General features: G+C 61.4%; 25 protein-coding genes, 4 tRNA genes and 1 riboswitch. Of the genes, 12 read left to right on the top strand and 17 right to left on the bottom strand.

Going from position 1 to position 22873, the window contains the following annotated elements; all coding sequences use genetic code 11:
- Positions 1 to 82: 82 nt before the first annotated feature.
- Positions 83 to 189, bottom strand: a riboswitch (yybP-ykoY riboswitch).
- A 203-nt stretch (positions 190 to 392) separates the two neighbouring features.
- Positions 393 to 980 (top strand): superinfection exclusion B family protein, encoded by a 588-nt coding sequence (locus ACB039_RS05095; protein ID WP_005330454.1) that lies wholly within the window; start codon positions 393 to 395, stop codon positions 978 to 980.
- Between the two features lie 63 nt (positions 981 to 1043).
- Here ACB039_RS05095 and ACB039_RS05090 read toward each other — a convergent pair whose 3' ends face one another.
- From ACB039_RS05090 to ACB039_RS05080, 3 genes are all read right to left on the bottom strand, one after another.
- Positions 1044 to 1502 carry a methylglyoxal synthase gene (locus ACB039_RS05090; RefSeq protein WP_041204943.1) on the bottom strand — a complete coding sequence of 153 codons (459 nt, stop codon included), beginning with the start codon at positions 1500 to 1502 and terminating at the stop codon, positions 1044 to 1046.
- Positions 1503 to 1818: 316 nt separating this feature from the next.
- Positions 1819 to 2298 (bottom strand): bacterioferritin, encoded by a 480-nt coding sequence (gene bfr, locus ACB039_RS05085; RefSeq protein WP_371165246.1) that lies wholly within the window; start codon positions 2296 to 2298, stop codon positions 1819 to 1821.
- Between the two features lie 141 nt (positions 2299 to 2439).
- Positions 2440 to 2646, bottom strand: coding sequence for a bacterioferritin-associated ferredoxin (locus tag ACB039_RS05080; protein WP_371165245.1), 207 nt, complete (start codon positions 2644 to 2646; stop codon positions 2440 to 2442).
- A gap of 139 nt (positions 2647 to 2785) precedes the next feature.
- Between ACB039_RS05080 and ACB039_RS05075 the strand changes: the two genes are divergently transcribed.
- Positions 2786 to 3100 (top strand): HlyU family transcriptional regulator, encoded by a 315-nt coding sequence (locus ACB039_RS05075; protein ID WP_371165244.1) that lies wholly within the window; start codon positions 2786 to 2788, stop codon positions 3098 to 3100.
- Positions 3097 to 5169, top strand: coding sequence for a tRNA(Met) cytidine acetyltransferase TmcA (locus ACB039_RS05070; RefSeq protein ID WP_371165243.1), 2073 nt, complete (start codon positions 3097 to 3099; stop codon positions 5167 to 5169). Before ACB039_RS05075 ends, ACB039_RS05070 begins: the two co-directional genes overlap by 4 nt.
- A gap of 148 nt (positions 5170 to 5317) precedes the next feature.
- Here the strand turns inward: ACB039_RS05070 and ACB039_RS05065 are convergent, their stop codons facing one another.
- Positions 5318 to 5605, bottom strand: a complete 288-nt coding sequence (locus tag ACB039_RS05065; RefSeq protein WP_371165278.1) for a hypothetical protein — start codon at positions 5603 to 5605, stop codon at positions 5318 to 5320.
- Here ACB039_RS05065 and coxB point away from each other — a divergent pair.
- The 4 genes from coxB to ACB039_RS05045 are packed head-to-tail and all read left to right on the top strand — an operon-like array spanning position 5499 to position 9742.
- The gene (gene coxB / locus ACB039_RS05060; protein ID WP_371165242.1) at positions 5499 to 6698 is read left to right on the top strand and encodes a cytochrome c oxidase subunit II; all 1200 of its coding nucleotides are present in this window, start codon (positions 5499 to 5501) and stop codon (positions 6696 to 6698) included. The two genes, ACB039_RS05065 and coxB, sit on opposite strands and share 107 nt — an antisense overlap.
- A 9-nt stretch (positions 6699 to 6707) precedes the next feature.
- A complete protein-coding gene (gene ctaD / locus ACB039_RS05055; protein WP_041204949.1) occupies positions 6708 to 8294 on the top strand; it encodes a cytochrome c oxidase subunit I in 1587 nt (528 codons plus the stop codon).
- A 9-nt stretch (positions 8295 to 8303) separates the two neighbouring features.
- A complete protein-coding gene (locus tag ACB039_RS05050; RefSeq protein WP_005330440.1) occupies positions 8304 to 8858 on the top strand; it encodes a cytochrome c oxidase assembly protein in 555 nt (184 codons plus the stop codon).
- Between the two features lie 2 nt (positions 8859 to 8860).
- Positions 8861 to 9742 carry a cytochrome c oxidase subunit 3 gene (locus ACB039_RS05045; protein ID WP_041204951.1) on the top strand — a complete coding sequence of 294 codons (882 nt, stop codon included), beginning with the start codon at positions 8861 to 8863 and terminating at the stop codon, positions 9740 to 9742.
- Between the two features lie 8 nt (positions 9743 to 9750).
- On the opposite strand, the gene ACB039_RS05040 is transcribed toward ACB039_RS05045, so the two are convergent.
- The gene (locus ACB039_RS05040; protein WP_005330432.1) at positions 9751 to 9957 is read right to left on the bottom strand and encodes a DUF2909 family protein; all 207 of its coding nucleotides are present in this window, start codon (positions 9955 to 9957) and stop codon (positions 9751 to 9753) included.
- Positions 9958 to 10038: 81 nt separating this feature from the next.
- Here ACB039_RS05040 and ACB039_RS05035 point away from each other — a divergent pair, with 81 nt between their 5' ends.
- From ACB039_RS05035 to cyoE, 4 genes are all read left to right on the top strand, one after another.
- Positions 10039 to 10701 carry an SURF1 family protein gene (locus ACB039_RS05035; protein WP_270824788.1) on the top strand — a complete coding sequence of 221 codons (663 nt, stop codon included), beginning with the start codon at positions 10039 to 10041 and terminating at the stop codon, positions 10699 to 10701.
- On the top strand, positions 10698 to 11186 hold the full coding sequence (locus tag ACB039_RS05030) for a hypothetical protein (protein ID WP_042648177.1): 489 nt from the start codon (positions 10698 to 10700) through the stop codon (positions 11184 to 11186). The genes ACB039_RS05035 and ACB039_RS05030 overlap by 4 nt, the downstream gene beginning before the upstream one ends.
- Positions 11187 to 11256: 70 nt before the next feature.
- Entirely contained in the window at positions 11257 to 12273 is a 1017-nt protein-coding gene (locus ACB039_RS05025) for a heme A synthase (RefSeq protein ID WP_371165241.1), read from the top strand.
- Complete coding sequence (gene cyoE, locus ACB039_RS05020) at positions 12270 to 13175, top strand: heme o synthase (protein WP_005330425.1); 906 nt, start codon at positions 12270 to 12272, stop codon at positions 13173 to 13175. The genes ACB039_RS05025 and cyoE overlap by 4 nt, the downstream gene beginning before the upstream one ends.
- A 75-nt stretch (positions 13176 to 13250) precedes the next feature.
- Here the strand turns inward: cyoE and ACB039_RS05015 are convergent, their stop codons facing one another.
- The 7 genes from ACB039_RS05015 to nhaC form a co-directional block, all read right to left on the bottom strand.
- Positions 13251 to 14681 (bottom strand): gamma-aminobutyraldehyde dehydrogenase, encoded by a 1431-nt coding sequence (locus ACB039_RS05015; RefSeq protein ID WP_041211738.1) that lies wholly within the window; start codon positions 14679 to 14681, stop codon positions 13251 to 13253.
- Positions 14682 to 14710: 29 nt separating this feature from the next.
- On the bottom strand, positions 14711 to 15526 hold the full coding sequence (locus tag ACB039_RS05010; RefSeq protein WP_161507522.1) for an ABC transporter permease: 816 nt from the start codon (positions 15524 to 15526) through the stop codon (positions 14711 to 14713).
- Positions 15527 to 15533: 7 nt separating this feature from the next.
- Positions 15534 to 16502 (bottom strand): ABC transporter permease, encoded by a 969-nt coding sequence (locus ACB039_RS05005; RefSeq protein ID WP_161507521.1) that lies wholly within the window; start codon positions 16500 to 16502, stop codon positions 15534 to 15536.
- Positions 16499 to 17500, bottom strand: coding sequence for an ABC transporter ATP-binding protein (locus tag ACB039_RS05000; protein WP_371165240.1), 1002 nt, complete (start codon positions 17498 to 17500; stop codon positions 16499 to 16501). Before ACB039_RS05000 ends, ACB039_RS05005 begins: the two co-directional genes overlap by 4 nt.
- A gap of 73 nt (positions 17501 to 17573) precedes the next feature.
- Positions 17574 to 18719 carry an ABC transporter substrate-binding protein gene (locus tag ACB039_RS04995; protein WP_371165239.1) on the bottom strand — a complete coding sequence of 382 codons (1146 nt, stop codon included), beginning with the start codon at positions 18717 to 18719 and terminating at the stop codon, positions 17574 to 17576.
- 198 nt (positions 18720 to 18917) lie between these two features.
- Positions 18918 to 19841 carry a LysR family transcriptional regulator gene (locus ACB039_RS04990; RefSeq protein WP_371165238.1) on the bottom strand — a complete coding sequence of 308 codons (924 nt, stop codon included), beginning with the start codon at positions 19839 to 19841 and terminating at the stop codon, positions 18918 to 18920.
- A 105-nt stretch (positions 19842 to 19946) separates the two neighbouring features.
- On the bottom strand, positions 19947 to 21356 hold the full coding sequence (gene nhaC, locus ACB039_RS04985; protein ID WP_371165237.1) for a Na+/H+ antiporter NhaC: 1410 nt from the start codon (positions 21354 to 21356) through the stop codon (positions 19947 to 19949).
- A 304-nt stretch (positions 21357 to 21660) separates the two neighbouring features.
- Here nhaC and ACB039_RS04980 point away from each other — a divergent pair, with 304 nt between their 5' ends.
- The gene (locus ACB039_RS04980) at positions 21661 to 21870 is read left to right on the top strand and encodes a hypothetical protein (protein WP_041206801.1); all 210 of its coding nucleotides are present in this window, start codon (positions 21661 to 21663) and stop codon (positions 21868 to 21870) included.
- 7 nt (positions 21871 to 21877) lie between these two features.
- On the opposite strand, the gene ACB039_RS04975 is transcribed toward ACB039_RS04980, so the two are convergent.
- The 5 genes from ACB039_RS04975 to ACB039_RS04955 all read right to left on the bottom strand — a co-directional run bounded on the left by ACB039_RS04975 (position 21878) and on the right by ACB039_RS04955 (position 22759).
- Complete coding sequence (locus tag ACB039_RS04975) at positions 21878 to 22144, bottom strand: late competence development ComFB family protein (RefSeq protein ID WP_005330407.1); 267 nt, start codon at positions 22142 to 22144, stop codon at positions 21878 to 21880.
- A 103-nt stretch (positions 22145 to 22247) separates the two neighbouring features.
- A tRNA-Leu gene (locus ACB039_RS04970) sits at positions 22248 to 22333 on the bottom strand.
- Positions 22334 to 22404: 71 nt separating this feature from the next.
- A tRNA-Leu gene (locus ACB039_RS04965) sits at positions 22405 to 22490 on the bottom strand.
- 46 nt (positions 22491 to 22536) lie between these two features.
- Positions 22537 to 22622, bottom strand: a tRNA-Leu gene (locus ACB039_RS04960).
- 51 nt (positions 22623 to 22673) lie between these two features.
- Positions 22674 to 22759: transfer RNA gene (locus ACB039_RS04955), tRNA-Leu, on the bottom strand.
- Between the last annotated feature and the right edge of the window lie 114 nt (positions 22760 to 22873).

Here is a 22873-nt window from a genome sequence, read left to right as displayed (position 1 = left end):
AACCGCCAGGCGAGCAGAACAACCGATGGACCCGATACGGCTCGCCCGGCTGGCTTGCGTATCGAGGCCAAAGGTCTTGCAGAGCGATAGATGCTATCGCCGCTCATGCCATGGACCGGCAGATCCAAGAATGTTGACATGAGCCCTGCCCGGATCTCGGGCGGGTTGCTACTCCCCAATGACAGTGCGGGATTTTTACCAAGAGATGGGGCGCCCCACAAGGAAAATGGCGGCTCATCCCCCCGGCAAGTTGTAAGGGGATGTAACCAACCCACCCAGCAAATCCCTCGGATCTGCCCATAGAGATCCTGAACCCGTCCCAAGACCCTCGCCTTGGCACAGGCCTTGCTATGAGTTGACTACTGTCCACATTGACTTGGGAAGGGTGAACGATGAAACGGTGGATCCAACATTTTTACCAGCTGAATCGCCTCAACTGGCTAATGGTCTGGCTGCTGCTCTGCTGCAGCATCATACTGCTGTTCCCGGCCGGGCTGATGAAAGGCGCCGTGAGCCAGTGGGCCACGGTCCACGCCGCCTGGCTGGGGGTCGGCATGCTGATCGCCATCTCCTATTTCTGCAGCCAGGGTTTCCTGATTGCCTGGGAATGGGCCTGCGAAGAGTGGCAATCCCGCCGTCAGCAGGATCAGCTGGCCCAGATGATAGGATTCCTCGACTTCAACGAGAAGGCTGTGTTGCGGGAGTTCGTGCTGCAACGGAAAAGCGTCATAAACCTGCCGATCACCGAGCCCGCCGTCAAAAACCTGATGGATGCCGGGGTGCTGACCTATGCCTATGGCAAGCCGGTGCGAGAGAAGGAGGACGAAAACCAGATCCGCGCCCTGATGATTGCACTGCCGGCACGGCCGCTGCTGACCTACAAGGTGCTGGGGCTGTCGCGCGGCAAGATGAGCGACGAGCAGGTGGAGCAGATCATGAACGCCAGACCCAAGTTCGCCCAGAAGAGCTTCCAGCGCTGAGCCGTCACCATCCTTCATACAAAAGAGCCGGACACTGTCCGGCTCTTTGCTATCTGGCTAGGGCTACTCGGTTCTTGCCTTGAGATAACCGGCGTAGTCGGGCACCTGTACGCTGAATGCCTGCTGCATGTGCGGGCTGTCCATGATGAAGTCCGCCGTCGCTTCGTTGGTGGCGACCGGGATGTTCCAGACCGCCGCGAGACGCAGCAGCGCCTTCACGTCCGGATCGTGTGCCGCGGCATTGAGAGGATCCCAGAAGAAGATCATCACGTCGATCCTGCCCTCGGCGATCAGGGCGCCGAGCTGCTGATCGCCGCCCATGGGGCCGGAGAAGAGGCAGGTGATGGGGAGTTGTGCCTGCTTGCCGAGCAGGGTGCCCGTGGTGCCGGTCGCATAGAGGTGGTGGAGCTTGAGCTCCTCCTTGCGGCGCAGCACCCAGTTCAGCAATGGGGCTTTCATGTTGTCGTGAGCCACCAGGGCCACCCGCTTGTGGGGGGCCATCTCACGTGCAATCAATTCCATGGAGATCATCCGTAGCAAAGTGATGGAAATAGGGCCGTATCTTAATCGAAAGCGGCGCGTGCTGCTTTGCCCTGGATCGTAACTGTGATCACTGCAATGGTTCAATCCGGCTTGGGGCTGTGCCTCGTTCGCCGGATCCGGCGGTGCGTCCCGTTCCGTGAAGGGGGTTGGCTGACTTGGGGAAACAACCCGGTTGGCCACCTGCCTGGCAGGCAGTAACGTCCGTATATTTCAAATTCATGCATGCGCTTGAAGCTGGCGGCCCAGAAAAAACCCGCCTTGGCGGGTTGGGGGCAGATCATGATGACATCCGCACTCAGGATGACTCTGAATGAAGCTGGGATTGCTGGTAATTTTCCAGACCGATACGGGCGATCAGATCGAGCTGGGTTTCCAGCCAGTCAACATGCTCCTCCTCGTCTTCCAGGATATCCAGGAACAGATCGCGGCTGACGTAATCCTGCACGGACTCGGCATAGGTGATGGCCACTTTCAGGTCGGGAATGGCATCCATTTCCAGTGACAGATCACAACGCAACATCTCCTCGACGGTCTCACCGATGCGCAGCTTTCCCAGATCCTGCAAGTTGGGCAGCCCTTCCAGAAACAGCACTCGCTTGACCAACTCGTCGGCATGTTTCATCTCATCGATGGACTCATGATATTCCTTGTGCCCGAGCCCCTTGAGGCCCCAGTCATCGTAGATGCGGGCATGCAGAAAATATTGGTTGATGGCAACCAGCTCATTGGCCAGCACCTTGTTGAGGTGGGCAATGATTTTGGGATCTCCTTTCATCGACATTACTCCTCATGTTCGAGCCTAGGGCACCGATCACTAGAGCTTAGTCGAGAAAAATGACCATAAAAAGATAGCGAATAGGCCCCCCAGAAAGGGAGAGCCTTCGCTCGATGAGGTGAGATGTCGGGAAGAGGCGCTTCAGGCCACTTCGTAATAAAGGGGCGCCTGCTCCGATTCCATCTTGTCGACTTCGGCGGCAATGACCTCCATCGCCATGCGCACGCATTTGCCACATTGGGTACCGACTTCCAGCGACTGTTTCAGCTGTCTGAACTCGGTCTTGCCTGCCTGTACCGCCTTGCGGATCTGGTTATCTGTGATGCCGCGGCACAAACACACGTACATATTAATGGACCTCATGCTGGAATGAGATGAAATCTAAATGAGAATAGTTCGTAATGCAAAGAACTAATGGTAATAAGATCCCCTGCTTGCCAGTGATTCCCCCCTTGAGGAGAATGCAACTATCAGAGAGGAGACCAAGATGCTCAAGAAACTATTCAATGCCCTGTTCAAAGAGCAACCTGCCCAGATAGTCGATGTCGCGCCCACCGAATACGCCGGTTATCTCATTTATCCCGAACCCATGGCGGAAGGGGGGCAGTTCCGGCTTGCAGGACGCATCACCAAGGATGTGGATGGCGCCCTGCAAACTCACCGCTTCATCCGCTCCGATCTGTTCACCAACCCAGCCGACGCCGAGCGCTTCATGGTGCAAAAAGCCCATACCTTCATCGATCAGATGGGGGAGCGCATGTTTGAGCCACGGGTGAAGCCGGGCGACAGCTCATCCTCATGATCCCAGCCGAGGTGGATCTGTTGCGCCAAGGTCTCGCTCACGCCGGTGAGCGTCGCCTGATCTGGCTGGAAGGTCTCGAAGCCGATTGCATCACCCGCGCCGAACCCTTGCTGGGGGAGGTGGTCTTCTGGCTGGGAGATGGCCCCGAGCACCATGGACCGTTGCCCGCTGCCAAAGCGCTACAACGGCTTGGTCAGGAGTGCGATACCCTGGTGTTCAATGCCTTCAGCGGCTTTCATCCCGATGCGTTCGGCGCCTTGGCGGGCACGCTGCGCGCCGGTGGCCTGCTGCTGCTGCTGACGCCTCCCAGAGCGGCGTGGCCAGCCTACCCGGATCCCGACAGGTTGCGGCTGGTCGCCCAGCCCGAGGATGCCAAGCGGGCGGGTCATGGTTTTATCGCCCGCCTGGTGCGGCTGCTGACAGGGGACCCGGCCCTCTCCTTGAGCCCTCCCGTCGGCGGCGAGCCTTGGCGTCCTCTTGACGCAAGCCGGCCACTCAGTGCCGATCAAGCCCGTGCGCTGCCGGCCATCCACAAAGTATTGCATGGTCATCGCCGTCGTCCGCTGGTGCTGAGCGCTGATCGTGGCCGTGGCAAGAGTGCGCTGCTGGGTCTGGCCAGCGCCGATCTGCTGCGCCAGGATCCCGGCCTGCAGATAGTGGTGACGGCTCCCGCCCAGGCGACGGTCGCCACGCTCTTTGCCCATGCCTCGGCGGCGCTGGCAGACACGCCTGAGCGGCTGGCGGGGCTGACCTATGTGTCGCCAGACCGAGTCGCTCAAGGGGATGTGCAAGCGGATCTGCTGTTGGTAGATGAGGCCGCCGCCATTCCTACTCCACTGCTGGAGGCCATCCTGGCCCATCACAGCCGCATAGTGTTCGCTACCACCGAGCACGGCTATGAGGGGACGGGGCGTGGCTTTCATCTGCGTTTCAAGCGGGTGCTCGATAGGCAGACCCCGGATTGGCAGGAGCTGCATCTGGCTGAACCCATCCGCTGGAGCCTGCATGATCCGCTGGAGCCGCTGATCTTCCGGTTGCTAGGCCTCAATGCCAACATAGTGGCACCTCAACCCCCGAAGACACCGAGCTGGCGACAGCTGGCGCAGGAGGCGCTGGCCGGGGATGAGGCGCTGCTCAATCGGGTGTTCGGCCTGCTCGTCCTGGCCCATTATCAGACCAGTCCCAGCGATCTGCGGTATTTGCTGGAGAGCCCGGACCTCGACATCCACTTGCTGGAGCAGGAGAGGGAGCTGCTCGGTGTTGCCCTGGTGGCCCGGGAAGGGAACATAGCGCCTGCGCTGGCTCATGACATCTGGGCTGGGCGAAGACGTCCCCGCGGTCATCTGCTGCCCCAGTCGCTGCTGGCACACGCCGGCTTAATCACGGCTGGGGAGCGCACCTATGCCAGGGTGATGCGCATCGCCATTCATCCCGCCCTGCATCGCCTGGGACTGGGTTCTTTGCTGCTGGCGCAGCTGGAAACACACTACCGCGCGCAGGGATACGACTATCTGGGGTCAGCCTTTTCTGCGAGTCCCGATCTGCTGCCATTCTGGCTCAAGGGGGGCTTGACGGTATTGCGCATCGGCCTGCAGCGGGATGCAGCCAGCGGCAGCCATGCGGCCTTGTTGCTCAAACCGCTGAAAGTGGAGCTCGATCCGGAACTGGCTCAATGGCGACGGCGCTTCGTGAGCCAGTTGCCCACCCTGTTGGCAGGAGAGCTCAAGGGGCTGGAGCCCGAACTGGTCTGGCTATGTCTGAGAGGCGATGTGGCCGCAGAGGCGCCCGAACTGGATGAGTTCGAGTATCAGGAGCTCGACTGCTTTGCCCATCATCACAAGCCGTTCGAGCTGTGCCAAGCCAGCCTGCAACGCTGGCTGGCCAGTCGCTTGACTGTGCTGGATGAACTGCTTACCGACGAGCGTCGGCTGCTGATCGCCCCCATCTGGCAGTATGTGCCCTGGGCCGAGCTGGCAAAGACGTTGGGGGTTGCCGGCAAGCCTGCAGTGATCAAGATGCTGCGCAGCCTGCTGGCCCGGCTGTTGGACAAACAGGCGCCCATGACCTGATGACGGACGACATGGCCGCGACGGTGCGAGATGACACCTGCGGTCGCCATATAAGAACAAGGGGCCTGTGTGGCCCCTTCTCTTTTGTCGCGCGGCCCTGGCCGCTCGCTACCGGATATATCCTGTGATTGCGCCGTTCAGGGCGATGTCATGGGGCAATGGCCGCCACCGCCCCCTCCTCGTTTGCCCCGGAGAGGATGCCAACTGCTCTGATGAGTCCCTCGTCGGCCGGCACCACTTTGGTTTTTTCAGAATATGGACTAATACTTGAGTGTGACTGAGCGTTTAATAAATGCATTATTTTCAGATGGTTAGCTTTTAAACTGTCAATGCTTGCCATCTTTTCTAACGTGCACAGGGAGTGCAATGTGGGAAAAAATGCAATTAACCATGGCGCATGGATGGTGTGGCTCGCCAGCAGCAGTGTTTCCGCCAACGACATCACATTCAACATGACACGCGGGGCGACCGCCATCAGCCAGCAGGTGTATGACCTGCATATGACGATCTTCTATATCTGCTGTGCCATTGGCCTTATCGTCTTCGGGGCCATGCTCTGGTCCATCGTCCACCACAGAAAGTCTCGTGGCGCCAAGGCCGCCCAATTTCACGAGAGCACCCGCATCGAGCTGCTATGGACGGCCATCCCGGTGCTGATTCTGGTCGCGATGGCGGCACCGGCGACCTCGACTCTGCTGAAGATGGAGGATACCTCCAAAGCCGATCTCACCGTGCTCATCACGGGCTCGCAATGGAAATGGCATTACAAATACCTCGAGCATCCGGTGGAGTTTTACTCCTTGCTGGCGACCAGCAAGAAGCAGATCTCGGGCGACGAACCCAAGAGCGGCACCTATTTGCTGGAAGTGGATCAGCCTCTGGTGTTGCCCGTCGGCAAGAAGATCCGATTCCTGATGACCTCGGACGATGTAATTCATTCCTGGTGGGTGCCCGCCTTCGCGGTGAAGAAAGATGCCAATCCCGGTTACATCAACGAATCCTGGACCCGCATCGACAAGGCTGGCACCTACCGGGGGCAGTGTGCCGAGCTGTGCGGCAAAGACCACGGCTTCATGCCCATAGTGGTGGTGGCCAAGCCGGCCGGGGAGTTCGATGGTTGGATCGCAAAGACAGCGGCAGATCAGGCGGCAGACAAGGCCCAGCAGCAAGACCTGGCCAGCCAGACCATGACACTGCCGCAGGCCATGGAGCTGGGTGAGAAGGTGTTCCTGGGACATTGCGCCGCCTGCCATCAGCCCGCGGGTACGGGTTTGCCCGGCATCTTCCCGGCCCTCAAGGGCAGCAAGGTGGCGACGCTGCCAGAACACAGGGCCCAGCACCTGGACATAGTCCTGCATGGCAAGAGCGGGACTGCGATGCAGCCCTTCGGCAAGCAGCTGACGGCGCAGGAGCTCGCCGCCGTCGTGACATACGAGCGCAATGCCTGGGACAACAAGACCGGTGATGTCATTCAGGCTGCAGAGGTGCAGTCCCTTCTGAACCCAGTCGAACCAAACAAGGACAAGTGAGGCGCCAGCATGAGTGATGGAATCACGGATACCCTGCACAGCGAGCACGCCCACCAACCTGCATCGGGCCTGAAACGCTGGCTATACACCACGAATCACAAAGATATCGGCACTCTCTATCTGCTGTTCGCCCTGACCATGTTCTTCACCGGTGGCGCCATGGCCATGGTCATTCGGGCCGAGCTGTTCCAGCCCGGTCTGCAACTGGTCGAGCCCCTGTTCTTCAACCAGATGACCACTGTACATGGCCTCATCATGGTCTTTGGCGCCGTGATGCCCGCCTTCACCGGTCTCGCCAACTGGCTGATCCCCATCATGATCGGGGCCCCGGACATGGCATTGCCCCGGATGAACAACTGGAGCTTCTGGATCCTGCCGTTTGCGTTTCTGATCCTGCTGTCGAGCCTATTCATGGAGGGTGGTGGCCCCAGCTCGGGCTGGACCTTCTATGCCCCCCTGTCCACCAAATACAGCGGCAACAGCACGGCGCTATTCGTCTTCGCCATCCACATCATGGGTATCTCCTCCATCATGGGAGCCATCAACGTCATCGTTACCATCTTCAACCTGCGGGCGCCGGGCATGGGTTGGATGAAGATGCCGCTGTTTGTCTGGACCTGGCTAATCACGGCTTTCCTGCTCATTGCTGTCATGCCGGTTCTGGCTGCGGCGGTGACCATGGTGCTGACGGACAAGTATTTCGGGACCAGCTTCTTCGACGCGGCCGGGGGAGGGGATCCTGTGATGTTCCAACACATCTTCTGGTTCTTTGGCCACCCTGAGGTGTACATCATGATACTGCCGGCCTTTGGCATCGTTTCCAGCATCATTCCCACCTTCTCTCGCAAGAAACTGTTTGGTTATCGCTCCATGGTCTATGCCACCAGCAGCATCGCCTTGCTCTCCTTCATGGTCTGGGCTCACCACATGTTTACGACTGGGCTGCCGGTTGTCGCCGAACTGTTCTTCATGTACGCCACCATGCTGATCGCGGTGCCGACCGGGGTGAAGGTATTCAACTGGGTGGCCACCATGTGGCGGGGGTCACTGACGTTCGAGACCCCCATGCTGTTTGCCATCGCCTTCATCACCCTGTTCACCATAGGTGGCTTCTCGGGGTTGATGCTGGCCATGATCCCGGCCGATTTCCAATATCACGATACCTATTTTGTCGTGGCCCATTTTCATTATGTGCTGGTCACCGGCGCCGTCTTCTCGATCCTGGCAGCCGCCTATTACTGGCTGCCCAAATGGACGGGGCACATGTATGACGAGCGACTCGGGCAGTGGCATTTCTGGTGCTCGCTCATTTCGGTCAATGTGCTCTTCTTCCCCATGCATTTCGTCGGTCTGGCGGGCATGCCCCGTCGCATTCCGGATTACGCGCTGCAGTTTGCCGACTTCAACATGCTGATCAGTCTTGGCGGCTTCGCCTTCGGGTTGTCGCAGTTGCTGTTCGTCTGGGGGGTGATCAAGTGCATCAGAGGAGGGCAGCAGGCGAGCAATCAGGTGTGGGAAGGGGCTGAGGGGCTGGAGTGGACGCTCTCATCCCCCCCTCCCTACCACAGCTTCAAGACTCCGCCAGAGGTGCGGTAAGGAGGTCATATGGCTCAGGTCAATCACGGTCCCCTACTCAGAAAGCTGGCCCTGGTGGTGCTTGTCATGTTCGGGTTTGCCTTTGCACTGGTGCCGCTGTATGACGTCTTCTGCAGGATCACCGGTCTCAACGGCAAGACTGCAGTACAGCCGGCCACGACAGAGCGGGCGGTGATCGACAGCAAACGGACCATCCAGATCGAGTTTCTTGCCCATGCGGACACCCGGATGCCGTGGCAGTTCAGCGGCGAAACGGCGCGGTTGTCGGTGCGGCCTGGTGAAATGAAGCTGGTCAATTATCGGGTGTTCAATCCCACCGATCGCACCATGATTGGTCAGGCGGTACCGTCAGTCTCGCCCGGTCCTGCCGCCGCCTATTTGAAGAAAGTGGAGTGCTTTTGCTTCAACCGTCAGGAGTTGCAGGCGGGAGAGAGCAAGCTGATGCCGCTCAAGTTTTATGTCGACCCCGATTTGCCCGACAACATCAACACCATCACGCTCTCCTACTCACTCTATGAGATCACTCAGTCCACCCCAGCCCCGACGCTGGCGCAGAGGAAATAATCATGGCCAAAGTGAACCAGACGTATTACGTCCCTGACCAGAGCCGCTGGCCCATCATAGGGGCGGTGGCCCTGTTTTTCCTGGCTTTCGGGGCGGGGCATCTGGTCAATGAGGTGGCGAGCAAGCAGGCCGGGGTCGGCCGGTACTTGATGATGGCTGGCGTTGCCTTGCTGATTTTCATGCTGTTTGGCTGGTTTCGTCACATCATCCAGGAGTCTATGACCGGGCTCTACAGCGCCCAGATGGACAGATCCTTCCGGCAAGGCATGGTCTGGTTCATCTTCTCCGAGGTGATGTTCTTCCTTGCCTTCTTCGGAGTGCTGTTCTATGCCCGCCAGCTTGCCATGCCCTGGCTGGACGGCGCGGGCAACAAGGCGATGACGGCCCAGTTGCTGTGGCCGGATTTCTCGGCGCACTGGCCCATGGTCAAGACCCCGGGAGGAACCACGACCCAGGCCATGCCCTGGCACGGAATCCCCCTCATCAATACCCTGATCCTGCTCGGCTCCTCCGTCACCCTGCTGTTTGCTCATACCGGGCTGGAGAATGGAAAACGCAGTCGTCTCAAGGGGATGCTGCTTGTGACCGTGCTGCTCGGGTTGGCGTTCCTCTGGCTGCAAGGCTATGAATACCTGCATGCGTACCGGGATCTGGGGCTGCGACTGGACTCCGGCATCTACGGCAATACCTTCTTCATCCTGACCGGATTCCATGGCTTGCATGTCACCCTGGGGACTGTGTTCCTGCTGATCATATGGTTGCGGATAGTGCTGAAGGATCACTTCACCGCCGAGCGCCACTTCGCCTTCCAGGCCGCGGCCTGGTACTGGCACTTCGTCGACGTGGTATGGCTCTGCCTCTTCGTGTTCGTCTACCTGCTCTGAGATCGGGATCAGTAAGGGCGCGGGTTGGGCTCCAGCCAGCCCATCATGAGGGAGAGCAGCAGGATGACGACCACCAGCAGGGAAAAGAACACCCGACGCCCCAGCGGGGCGGACATCTTCTGGGGATGACCCGTGGTCATCATCAGCCAGAGGGCATGAAACAGCTGCCCAATGATGAGCAGCAGCATCAGTACCAGCACTATCTTGATCAACATGTTGGAGCCCTCCGTTATATGCGTGACATGGCTACATGGGATAAGCAGCGACCATGGCATCACAGGCGCTGGATCGTACTGATGTTCACTCTGGTTGTGACGGCGGGTTTGTGCAAGCTGTCGCTTTGGCAGTGGCAGCGGGGGATGGAGAAAGAGGCCTGGCTGGGGCGGATGGCAGTGGCGCAGCAGGTGGCGCCACTGACGCTTGCCCGGATCGACTGGCGCAACCTCGAGTCACTGGACGGCCTGTCACTGGGAGGGGAGGTCGAATGGGTGTCCCCTCATGTCTGGTTGCTGGACAACCAGGCGGTGGCGGGCGAGATCGGCTATGACGTCATCATACCGGTACGCGCCGGTGATGCCCGTCCCTTGTTGCTGGTCAACCTGGGCTGGGTGCCTGCACCCGCCAGCCGGCAGCAGCTGCCAAGGCCCGTCATCCCGGCAACTCTGGAGCTCGACGGTCTGTTGCGCACAGCCCCCGGTGGCGTCTTGCTGGGTCAGAACATAGAGTCCGGCCCCTATCCTAACCGGCTGCAGTCCATCAGGGTGAATGCCCTGAGCGAGATCATCGGCTCGCCCCTTGCTGACGCCGTGTTTTATCAAAGGCAGACTCCATTCCTCCATCACTACCAGCCGAATGTCATGCCGCCCGAGAAGCACAGGGCGTATGCAGTGCAATGGCTTGGGCTGGCACTGGTGATGCTGGTGGGCGGTCTGGTGCTGACAAGGAGGTTGTCCCCATGAACTCATGGTCAAGATGGAAGGTACCTGTCCTTTTTTGGCTGGTGATACTGCTGCCTGTGGTATTGGCTGCGCTGACCCTGAGGCAGGGCTGGTATGAACCCGGTACTCGCAACAAGGGGGCCTGGTTGGATCGGGAGGTCTATCTGTTGCAGCCGCTCCCGTCCCATCAGAGCAAATGGCGGCTGGTCTATCTGGCTGCCAGGCGTTGTGAGGCGCAATGCCAGCAGGTGCCAGAGTTGATGTCGCGGATCCAAAGCGCCCTTGGCCGCAATCTGGACAAGCTGGAACTGGTGCAACTGACCGATGCGCCGCCGCGCGGGGCGAACGGAGCCGTGCGGGCGGGCGATATGATGCTGGTGGACTCGCAAGGGCTGGCCATTCTGCGTTACGAGGTGCCGGCCAGCACGGCGGCGTGGCCGCTGCTTGGCAAGGCAGTGCTGTCGGATCTGCAGCAACTGCTCAAGTATCAGCGAGGTGTGCAATGAACGCGCACCTGAGGCCTGTGTCGTGTGTCCTGTTGCCATCATCCGGGTACAAGCTTCAGCGGGGGGGCGTATGAAAATACAGAAGAGGCTGGCATCGATCGCCATTGTGCTGGCGGTGTTGGTCATCGTGCTCGGTGCCTATACCCGGCTGACGGATGCCGGGTTGGCCTGCCCCGATTGGCCCGGTTGTTACGGCTCCCTGGCCGTCCCCCAATCCATGCATATGGAGCGGGCGGCCCAGCTCTACCCGGATACGCCGCTGGAGCCCCACAAGGCGCGCAGCGAGATGGTGCACCGCTACTTTGCCGGTGTGCTGGGTTGTGTGATTGCGTTGCTGTTCGTGCTGAGCTGGCGCGCTGGCGGTCGTCTGCGTCACCTCTCGGGGGCCTTGCTGGTGCTGGTGGTTGGGCAGGCGGCGCTGGGCATGTGGACGGTGACGCTGGCGCTGCACCCTCTGGTGGTGACCACCCATCTGCTGGGTGGGTTCGCCATCCTGACCCTGCTCTGGCTCTATCGGGTCGAGCTTGCGAGCTCCCCCGCGAACGCGCCCGTCTGCCGCGGTCAGGGCTTGCCCTGGCTGGGCAATGCGGCCTGCGGCGTGCTGCTGCTGCAGATAGCGCTGGGGGGCTGGACGTCGGCGAACTATGCGGCCATGGCCTGCGTCGAGCTGCCTCTCTGCCAGGGGAGCTGGCAGGAGCAGCTGAACTGGGAGGAGGCATTTCATCTGCCGCTCGGCCACGCCAGCTATGAGTTCGGGGTGTTGAGCAAGGAAGCGCGCCAGACCATCCATATCGCCCATCGTCTGGGAGCCCTGGCCACCGCCCTGCTGGTGGGGGGCTTTGCCCTCGCTCTGATCCGTCAGGGGGCCCCGTTGCGCTTCCTGGGGGGGGGCTTGCTGGCCCTGCTGCTGGTGCAAATTGCCTTGGGGCTGGCGAATGTCCACCTGGCCCTGCCGTTGGCCAATGCCCTCGCGCACAACCTGGTGGCGGCGCACCTGCTGGTGTGTTGTGTACTGGCCCGTGGGCGGCTCTCCCGCCCCCGGCTTTCCCCTTCGCTGTCGCCTGAGGCGATCAGGAGTCAGACATGAACAGCAAGTCATTGGCCCGCTTCATCGACACCCGGCTGTTGCGGGACTACTACCAACTGACCAAGCCCAAGGTGGTGGCCTTGCTGCTGCTGACCGCCTGGGTCGGCATGCTGCTGGCCGAGCCGACCCAGGCCTCACTGGACGAGATGGTGCTGGGACTGACGGGGATAGGGCTGCTGGCTGCGGGGGCCGCGGCCATGAATCACTCTCTGGATCACGGCATCGATGCCCAGATGCGCAGAACGCGCTGGCGACCGGTCGCCATGGGGCGGATCGGGCCTAAGTCTGCGATGGTGTTTGCGCTCTGGCTGGCGTTGACGGGCTTCGTCCTGCTCTATTGGGGCGTGAATCCTCTGACCGCCTGGCTGACCCTGGCCAGCCTGTTTGGCTATGCGGTCGTCTATACCCTGCTGCTCAAGCGGGCCACACCACAGAACATCGTCATCGGCGGGTTGGCAGGGGCCATGCCACCGCTGCTGGGCTGGACCAGCATAACGGGAGGGCTCTCGGCCGAGCCCTGGCTGCTGGTGATGATCATCTTCACCTGGACGCCGCCTCACTTCTGGTCCCTGGCCATCCACAGACGGGATGACTATGCTGGCGCGAACATTCCCATGCTGCCCGTCACCCACGGCATCGCATTCACCAAGACGGCAATCCTGCTCTATCTGATGATCCTGACCCTGGTCTGCCTGCTGCCCTACCTGATCGGCATGTCCGGGCTGCTTTATCTGATCGGCAGTCTGGCGTTGAACCTCGGGTTCTGCTGGCATGGCTGGTTGCTGAAGTATTCGGATCGCCCCGGTCAGGCGATGCGCACTTTCCGCTTCTCCATCTATCACCTGATGTTGCTGTTTGGTCTGCTTATTCTGGATCACCACTGGTTGTGGCGGCTGTCATAGGGGGAAGTATCTGGCAGGGGATTTGCGTAGTTGCTTGTGCATTCAGGCTGGCCCCGGGGCCAGCCTGAATCATGTTCAGAGCTTGACCATGATGTGGCGCGGCACCGTGTAGTCCTCCAGCGCGTAGAGGGAGAGATCCTTGCCGTAGCCGGACATCTTCATGCCGCCGTGGGGCATCTCGGAGGTGAGCATGAAGTGGGTGTTAATCCAGGTGCAGCCGTACTGCAGGTGGCTGGCCACCTTGCTGGCAAGGCCGAGATCCCGGGTCCAGACCGAGCTGGCGAGGCCGTAGTCCGAGTCGTTGGCCCACTGCACCACCTGCTCGGCGTCGCTGAAGCGGGTCACCGACACCACCGGGCCGAACACCTCCCGGCGCACGATTTCATCCTCCTGGCGGGCATGGGCGATCAGGGTCGGCTCGAAGAAGAAGCCGTTGCCGGGGCGGATCTTGCCCCCCGCCGTCACCTCCACGTGGCCGCTGCTCTGGGCCCGCTCCACGAAGCTGGCCACCCGGTTGCGCTGCCGGTCAGAGATGAGCGGCCCCATCTCCACCCCCTCCTCGCGTGGACCGCCCACCTTGATGGAGGCCACCGCCTCGGTCATGGCGGCGACGAACTTGTCGTAGATCTTGCCCTGAGCGTAGATGCGGCAGGCGGCGGTGCAATCCTGGCCGGCGTTGTAGAAGCCGAAGGTGCGAATGCCCGCCACTACGGCCTCCAGATCCGCATCGTCGAAGATGATGACCGGCGCCTTGCCCCCTAGCTCCAGGTGGGTTCGCTTCATGGTGCGGGCGGCACTCTGCAGGATCTTCTGGCCGGTGGCGATGTCACCGGTGAGCGACACCATGCGCACCAGCGGGTGCTCCACCAGCGGCGCCCCCACGCTCTCGCCCCGGCCGCAGACGATGTTGATGACGCCGCGCGGGAAGAGCTCGCTGGCAAGCTCCGCCAGGCGCAGGGCGGTGAGCGGGGTCTGCTCGGAGGGCTTGAGCACCACCGTATTGCCGGCGGCGAGCACGGGGGCCATCTTCCAGGCCGCCATCATCAGCGGATAGTTCCAGGGGGCAATGCTGCCCACCACCCCGATGGGGTCGCGGCGGATCATGCTGGTGTGCCCCTCGATGTACTCCCCCGCCAGCGGCCCCTGCAGGCAGCGGGCGGCGCCGGCGAAGAAACGGAAACAGTCCACCACCGCAGGCAGCTCGTCATTGAGCACAGCCAGATAGGGTTTGCCGCAGTTGAGGGATTCGAGGGCCGCAAACTCCTCGGCGTGGCGCTCGATGGCATCGGCCAGGCGCAGCAGCAGGGTGCTGCGGCTTGCCGGGGTGGTGCGGCTCCACTGGGCGAAGGCGCGCTGGGCACCGTTCACCGCCCGGTTCACCTGCTCGAATGAAGCTTCTGGCACCGAGGCGAGAAGCTCCCCGGTGGCCGGGTTGAGGATGGGCTCGGCCTGGCCGTCACCGGTGACGAACTGACCGTCGATCAAGAGTTGGGTAGAGAGTTTCATGGTTGCATCCTTGCGCACGCGTTGAGTCGTTATTTGCCACTGCCGGCGACGTCCTGGCCGTCGCGGGTGAGGTAGTAGGCAAGCAGAATGGGAATGGTGGTGAAGGCCACTATGATGAGCGCCACCACGTTGGTGACCGGCCTGTCCCGTGGCCGGATCAGCTCCTGATACATCCAGATCGGCAGTGTGGTCTGCTGGCCGGCGGTGAAGGTGGTGACGATCACCTCGTCAAAGCTGAGCGCAAACGCCAGCATGCCCCCCGCCAGCAGGGCGGTGGCGAGGTTGGGCAGGATCACGTAGCGCAGAGTCTGGAAGCCGTCGGCACCGAGATCCATCGACGCCTCGATGAGGCTCTGGTTGGTGCGGCGAAAGCGCGCCAGGGCATTGTTGTAGACCACCACCACGCAGAAGGTGGCGTGACCGATGACGATGGTCCAGAAGCTGAAGGGGATCTCCATCACCCCATAGGCGGAGCGCAGCGCGATGCCGGTGACGATGCCGGGCAGGGCGATGGGCAGCACCAGCAACAGCGACACCACCTCCTGGCCGAAGAAGCGGCTGCGGGCGATGGCCCCCGCCGCCAGGGTGCCGAGTACCATGGCGGCCAGCGTCGCCAGCCCCGCTACCTCCAGCGACAGCTGGATGGCGCGCCACACATCGGGGCGGTTGAGGGTCACCTCGAACCACTTGAGGGTGAGCCCGGGCGGCGGGAACTGGTAGCTCTTGCTCTCGCTGGTGAAGGCGTAGAGGAAGATGAACAGGATCGGAAAGTGCAGGAACAGGAGGCCGCCGATGGCCGCGTACTTGAGCAGGCCGGAAGGCTGGCGGCCATGGTCCCGTTTCATGGGCTGATTAGAGCGCATCGAAGGCCCCCAGGCGTTTCGCGATGGTGAGGTAGATGGCGATGATGAGGATCGGCACCAGCGAGAAGGCGGCGGCGAAGGGCAGGTTGCCCGCCGTACCCTGCTGCATGTAGACCACCTGACCTATGTACATGGTGGAGTTGCCTATGATGCCGGGGATGATGTAGTCCCCCAGCGTCAGGGAGAAGGTGAAGATGGATCCCGCCACCACGCCGGGCAGGGCCAGCGGCAGTATCAGGGTGCGGAAGGTCTGGGCCGGGGTGGCGCCGAGATCGCCGCTCGCCTCCAGCAGGGAACGCGGGATCCGCTCTACCGCCGCCTGGATGGGCAGGATCATGAAGGGCAGCCAGACGTAGACGAACACGATGAAGGTGCCGATGCGCGAGAACGACAGCGACGGCCCCCCGATCACCGGCAGCGAGAGGATGGCGTCCAGCAACCAGTCCAGCCCCAGGGTGTCTGCCAGCCAGCTCACCACCCCCTCTTTGGCCAGGATCAGCTTCCAGGCGTAGACCCGCACCAGATAGCTGGACCAGAGCGGCAGCATGATGCCGACGTAGAACAGGGCCCGGGTCTTGCCGCTGGTGTAGCGCGCCATGTAGTAGGCCACCGGAAAGCCGAGGAGGGCGCAGGCCAGGGTCACCAGCAGCGACATGCCGACGGTACGGCCGATGACGTCGAGATTCTCCGCCCGCAGCAGGGCGACGAAGTTCTGCAGCCCCAGTTCATGGCGGATCTGGCCGCTGAACTCGTCCAGCCCGAAGAAGGCGTTGGAGAGCAGCATCAGCAGGGAACCGACATAGATGATGCCAAGCCACAGCAGGGGCGGCCCGAGCAGGATGGCCAGCAACAGACCCGGCCGCCCGTAGAGCAGGGTGGAGAGGCGCCGTAGCGGCCGATAGGAGAGGGGGGCAGTGGGTTGGCTCATGGCAAGGCTCGCACTGTGGGGGGCGCTCATGGTTGAGCTCCCAGAGGGGCGGTGTGCAGGCGATGGATCGCCTGCTCCGGCCAGCTGAGGCTGACCCGGGCGCCACGGGGCAGGCGGGCCTGGCCCTCGTTGGGGTGGTTGACGATAAGCTCGAGCTGCTCGCCGAGATCGACCCGGTAGCGCACGAAGGGACCGAGGTACTCCACCTCGCGCACCTCCCCTGACCAGCCCGGTGTGCCGGCCTCGGCGAGCCGGATCCGCTCCGGGCGCACCATCATCTGGCGAGCATCGCCGCACAGACGGCGGGCCTGCTCCCCCTCGAACAGGTTGACGGTGCCGACGAAGGGGGTGGCGGGGGCGTCGTAGATAGTATCCGGCGCGGCTATCTGCTCGATCTTGCCCTGATTGAAGATGCAGATGCGGTCGCTCATGGAGAGCGCCTCCTGCTGATCGTGGGTGACGAAGATGAAGGTGATGCCGAGCTGGCGCTGCAAGGCTTTCAGTTCGAGCTGCATCTGCTCGCGCAGCTTGAGGTCGAGCGCCCCGAGCGGTTCGTCCAGCAGCAGGATGCGCGGCTGGTTGATCAGTGCCCGGGCGATGGCGATGCGCTGGCGCTGGCCGCCGGAGAGCTGGCCGGGCTTGCGGCTGCCGACGCCGGGCAGGCGCACCAGATCCAGCATCTCGTCCACCTTGCGGTAACGCTCCGCCTTGGCGACGCCTTTGAGCATCAGGCCGTAGCCGATGTTGTCGCGCACATCCATGTTGGGAAACAGGGCGTAATCCTGAAACACGGTATTGAGGTTGCGATCGTAGGGGGGCACGGTGGAGCAGGGCTCGCCGAACAGCCGGATCTCCCCCTCGCTCGGGTATTCGAAGCCCGCTATCATCCGCAGGCAGGTGGTCTTGCCGGAACCGCTCGGCCCCAGCAGGGTGAAAAACTCGCCGGCCGGGATCTGGAAGGAGATGTCATCGACCGCCTTCACCTCGCCATAGTGGCGGCTGACCCGGTCAAATTGTACGGCGTTCATGGGACGTCCTTGTCTGTGTAGGAAGCGGGCCGGACTCCTGTCCGGCCCCATATCGGCATTTACGGAGGCTGTCTCAGCGACCACCCAGGATGGTGATATAGTCCGAGACCCAGCGGTAGTAAGGCACACAGGTTCCCTGGCTCTTGCACTGGGAGACGGGGGTACGCCAGAAGTGAACCCGATCGAAGTTGTCGATGCCGTTGGTCTTGCAGCCCTCTTTCCCGAGCAGGGCGTTGCCCTCGCAGGCGGCGGGCACCACGGGCACGGAGCCGAACCAGGAGGCGAGATCTCCCTGCAACTTGTTGTTCAGGGAGTGCTCCAGCCACTTATAGGCACAGGTGAGGTTCTTGGCCTCGTTGTGCACCATGCTGGTATCGGCCCAGCCGGTGACGCCCTCCTTGGGCACCGTCGTGGCGATGGGCTGCTTGTCGGCGATCAGGGTATTGGCCTGGAACGGCCAGGAGCCGGAGGCCACCACCCCCTCGTTCTTGAAATCATCTATCTGGACGAAGGCGTCGTGCCAGTAGCGCCCCACCAGCTGGCGCTGCTTGCGCAGCAGATCGAGGGAGGCCTTGTACTGCTCCTCGTTCAGCTCGTAAGGATCCTTGATGCCGAGCGCCGGCTGGTGGGTCATCAGATAGAGGGCGGCGTCTGCGATATGGATGGGGCCATCGAACGCTTGCACCCGCCCCTTGTTAGATTTGCCGTCCGGCAGGGTCTGCTCCTCGAACACCACGCTCCAGGAGTCGGGCGCCTTGGGGAACACCTTGGTGTTGTACATCAATATGTTGCCGCCCCACTGGTAGGGCACGCCATAGTGCTTGCCATCTACCGTGTGCCAGGGAGCATTCTGCAGGCGGGGGTCTATCTTGCTGTAGCTCGGGATGAGCGCCAGGTTGAGTGCCTGCACCTTGCCCCCCGCGATGAGGCGCAGGCTGGCGTCGCCGGAGGCGGTCACCAGATCGAAGCCCCCTTCGTTCATCAGGGCCACCATCTCGTCCGAGGTGGCGGCCGTCTTGACGCTGACCTTGCAGCCGGTCTCCTTCTCGAAGCCGGTTACCCAGTCGTAGTTCTTGTCGGTCTCGCCGCGCTCCACGTAGCCGGCCCAGGCCACGATATTGAGCTGGCCTTCACCCTTGCCGAGGGTGGTGGGGGCAGCCTGGGTCTGGCCTGCCAGCAGGGCGGGGATCAGGGCCAGGGTCAGGGGGGTCAGTTTCATCTTGCTCTCCTTGCATGAACTGGAGCCATGCGCTACCGCAATGGCACTTAACATCCTGTTAACCAGTCATGAGCGTAGGAGAAGGCAGTGGGAATGAGAATTTCAATTTTTGACGCCAGAGGTATCTGCCAAATCTATATCGAGTGCAGATGAATCTTTTTTTTGATGATGGCTCGGTGATCACCCTGAGGGCGCTGGCTAGCGGGAGACCGGCTGGCGGGCCCGCAGCCGGCTCTGATCCCGCGCTATGTCAATGAACTCGCGGGCGGTCCAGTCGAGCCGCGAGCCGCGCCGCCACACCAGGCCGATGTCGATGGCGGGGATGGGCTCCTTGATGGCGCGGGCCTCGACCCGCTCCTGCTCCAGCGACCAGGGGCGGTAGGCAAAGTCCGGCAGCAGGGCGAGCCCGAGTTGGCTCGCCACCAGGCTGCGCACCGCTTCCACCGAAGCGGTGCGCAGCACAGTGCGGGGGGAGATGCCGTAGCGGCGCAGGCCGGCCCCGATGATCTGATCCAGCTGATCGGCGGTCAGCGAGATCATGGGCTCGTCACCTAACGCCTTGAGGGAGAGGGTCGATTCCGCGCAGAGGGGGTGGTTGGCGGCGAGCCAGAGCCGCAGGGGTGATCGGGTCAGTAGCTCGGTATCGAACGCCTCCTGGCGTATGGTGCGGTTGGTCATCAGGATCCCCACGTCCACCTCGCCGTTGACGATCTGATGCTCCAGAAACTGCTGATCGTCTTCCTTCACCTCGATACGTACCGCCGGAAAGGCGCGGCGAAAGCGTCCTATGGCCTCCGACAGGTAGTAGCCGGCCACCAGCGTCGTCACCCCTATGGTGAGCTGCCCCTGATCCTGCTGGGCCACCGCCTTGAGGGACTGGCCGGCTTCGGTCATGGCGCCGAGAATGCGCCTGGCATGGAGCAGAAACTGGTGGCCCTGGGCCGTCAGGGTGACGCCACGCGGGTTGCGCTCGAACAGGGCCGCGCCGAGCTCGGTCTCCAGCTCGCGGATGGCGCTGGTGACTGCCGACTGGGAGATGTGCAGCTCGGCGGCGGCGCGGCTGACCGAGAAGCTGTCGGCCACGGCCACGAAGTAACGGATCTGGCGAAAGGTAAAATTCATCTGGGCATCCTGCCACGGGCGACGAGGTTGGCTGCCAGCTTAACCCCGAACTTCCCCCAAGCAAAAGGCGCCGTGATGGCGCCTTTATCAGTATTTTTCCTGCTGTTAGCGGGAGCTGGCCGCCTCGATCACCGGCACCCGGTTCACCGCCTTGCCCAGATAGGCGAGGGTGATGGTCACTATGATGCAGGTGAAGCTGAGCCACATGTAGGGCAGGTAGTCGAGTGTGGCCACCCCCAGCACCCCGGCCATGAAGATGCCGTTGTCGCTCCAGGGCACCATGCCGCAGGTGAGGGTGCCGCCGAACTCGGCGTTGCGGGAGAGGTTCTTGCGCGCCAGCCCCAGCCGGTCGTAGTTCTTGGCCATGATCTTGGGGGTCAGGATCAGGGACACATACATGGCGGAACCGAACACGTTGGCCAGGAAGGCGGTGCCTATGGTGTGGCTGGTCAGGCTGCCGACGCTGTTGATGCGCTTCTCGAAGGCGCTGGCGATCACTGCCAGTATGCCGACCTTCTCCAGCAGGCCGCCAAAGCCCAAGCCGAAGATGATGACGGCCACCGAGCCCAGCATGGACTCCATGCCGCCGCGACCCAGGATGTTGTCGATGAAGTCGACGCCTGAGGTGATGGCGAACGGGCTATAGGCGGAGTGCATCGCCTTGACCGGATCCATGTCCTGGAAGGCGATGGCCCAGACAAGGCCGAGCAGGGCGCCGAAGCTGATCACCGGGAAGGCGGGTTTGCGGTTCGCCAGCAGGCCCAGCACCAGCACCACCGGCACAATGGCCAGCGGGGTGATGTTGAACTGCTTGTCGAGGGCCTCCATCACCAGGTTGACCTGCTCTAGGCTGACGTTGCCGGAGTACTGCATGCCGACCACGGTGAACAGGGCGGCGGTGATGACGTAGGAGAACAGACTGATGGGCAGCATCCCCTTGATGTGTTCCACCACATCGACGTTGGACATGGTCGAGGCCAGTACTACGGAGTCGGAGAGCGGGGAGAGCTTGTCACCGAAGTAGACGCCGGAGAGCACGGCACCGGCCACCAGGGGGGCGGGCACCCCAAGACTGTGGCCGATCCCCATCATGGCGATCCCCGCCGTGGCGGCAGAGCCCCAGGAGGTGCCGGTAGCCAGCGAGGTGAGGGAGCAGATGATCAGGGTCGCCAGCAGGAAGATGGAGGGGTGTATCACCTTGAGGCCGAAGTAGATGATGCTGGGGACTATGCCGCCGGCGATCCAGGTGCCCACCAGGGCACCGACGGAGACCAGTATCAATATGGCCCCCATCCCCTTGGCGACGCCGTCGACGGCCGCCTGCTCCAGAGACTTGTAATCATGGCCTAGCCGGATGCCGAGCCCCATGATGACGAACCAGGCAATGAACAGTGCCAGCTGGATCGGCAGATCGAGCACGCTGGTGAACGAAAAGGCCAGGGCCAGGAAAATGGCCAGGCAGGCAAAGACCTGTGCCATGCCAGGCAATCGGATGTGGTTTTGTTGGTTTTGCATAGATACTTCCTAAACTCTTGCTCGCCAAGGTCGGTCCCTCTCGTCCTGTGGATACACGTATCCCGAGGGGCCGGCCCAAAAAGAGGCCGCAATCTACCACAAACCCGGGGCGCAAAATCCCAACTTATTTAGCAAAAATGCATTAATGTTTGATAAATCTACTCATTAGTTGATCTCATCGGCGCTTTTTTTGAATATCAGGCCGATGCAGGGCAAATAGCCAAAACCCATAGAGAAGTCCGATTGCACTCTCCACAGTCACAAACGATAATCGTTATCGTTTGATTCTATGAGTAGCATCATCATGATCTGGATAGTGCGGTGTCTCTTACTGGCAGCCTTGCTGGCGGTGTTGGGCTGGGGTCAGGACAAGGCATACGGCCTGTGGAGTCTGGGCTTCTTGCTGGCCGCCTGGGTCATGCTGGAACCCAGGCTGAGGCCGGCGCTGATCCTGCTGCCGGTCGCGGGCATGACGGGGGTCGTCACCCTGCTCTGGCAGCAAAGCTGGCTATAGGAGCCGTTCAGCGGGAAGGGACGGCCCGGATCTTGTCATAGGCCTGGCGGAGGGCGGCGATGACCTTCTGCTCCATCTCGGTGCGTTCGGCATCCGGGGTGAAGTAGATCATGTCGACGTTGTGGCGTATGTAGTGAGAGGGGAGTTGATTGAGGGTCAGGCAACAGAGATCGGCCAGCTGGTAGGGGGTCAGTGTCTGGTTAAGCCCTTGTTTTTCTATCTCTTTGAGCACCAGATGCTCATAGAAGTTGTGAATGTCGGTATCCAGGATCATGGGAAAACCCCTGTGGTGGCATGGCATTCTCAACAGCATAGCCATGGCAGGGGCAAAAACAAAAGGCCCATCACTTTCGTGATGGGCCTTTTTGCATGATGAATGGTGCGAAGAGAGGGACTCGAACCCTCACATCCGTGGGACACTAACACCTGAAGCTAGCGCGTCTACCAATTCCGCCACCTTCGCACACTGATTTTCTCCAGCTGGTTTTTAAATGCGATTGGAGCGCATTGCTCTGTGTTTACATGTCAGAATCATGGTGCGAAGAGAGGGACTCGAACCCTCACACCCGGGGGGCACTAACACCTGAAGCTAGCGCGTCTACCAATTCCGCCACCTTCGCACATTCGGGTTATCAGTCTGGATTTACATGCTGTCTGATAAAAGCATGGTGCGAAGAGAGGGACTCGAACCCTCACATCCGTGGGACACTAACACCTGAAGCTAGCGCGTCTACCAATTCCGCCACCTTCGCACATTGTCATCAATCTTGTTTTACATGCCATCGATGAAGCATGTTGCAGTATGGTGCGAAGAGAGGGACTCGAACCCTCACATCCGTGGGACACTAACACCTGAAGCTAGCGCGTCTACCAATTCCGCCACCTTCGCATCACTGCGGTGGGGGATTCTATAGAGTTTTGGGGGGGCGTCAACAGCCAAAGGGGACTTTTTTCGCTGTTGACGGATAAAGCCGTGTCAAGGGCACAAAACTTCAGCAATCTG

Source organism: Aeromonas sp. S2(2024) (genome assembly GCF_041402505.1).
GTDB classification, from domain to species: domain Bacteria; phylum Pseudomonadota; class Gammaproteobacteria; order Enterobacterales; family Aeromonadaceae; genus Aeromonas; species Aeromonas media.
This window is presented reverse-complemented; position numbering and strand designations above follow the sequence as displayed.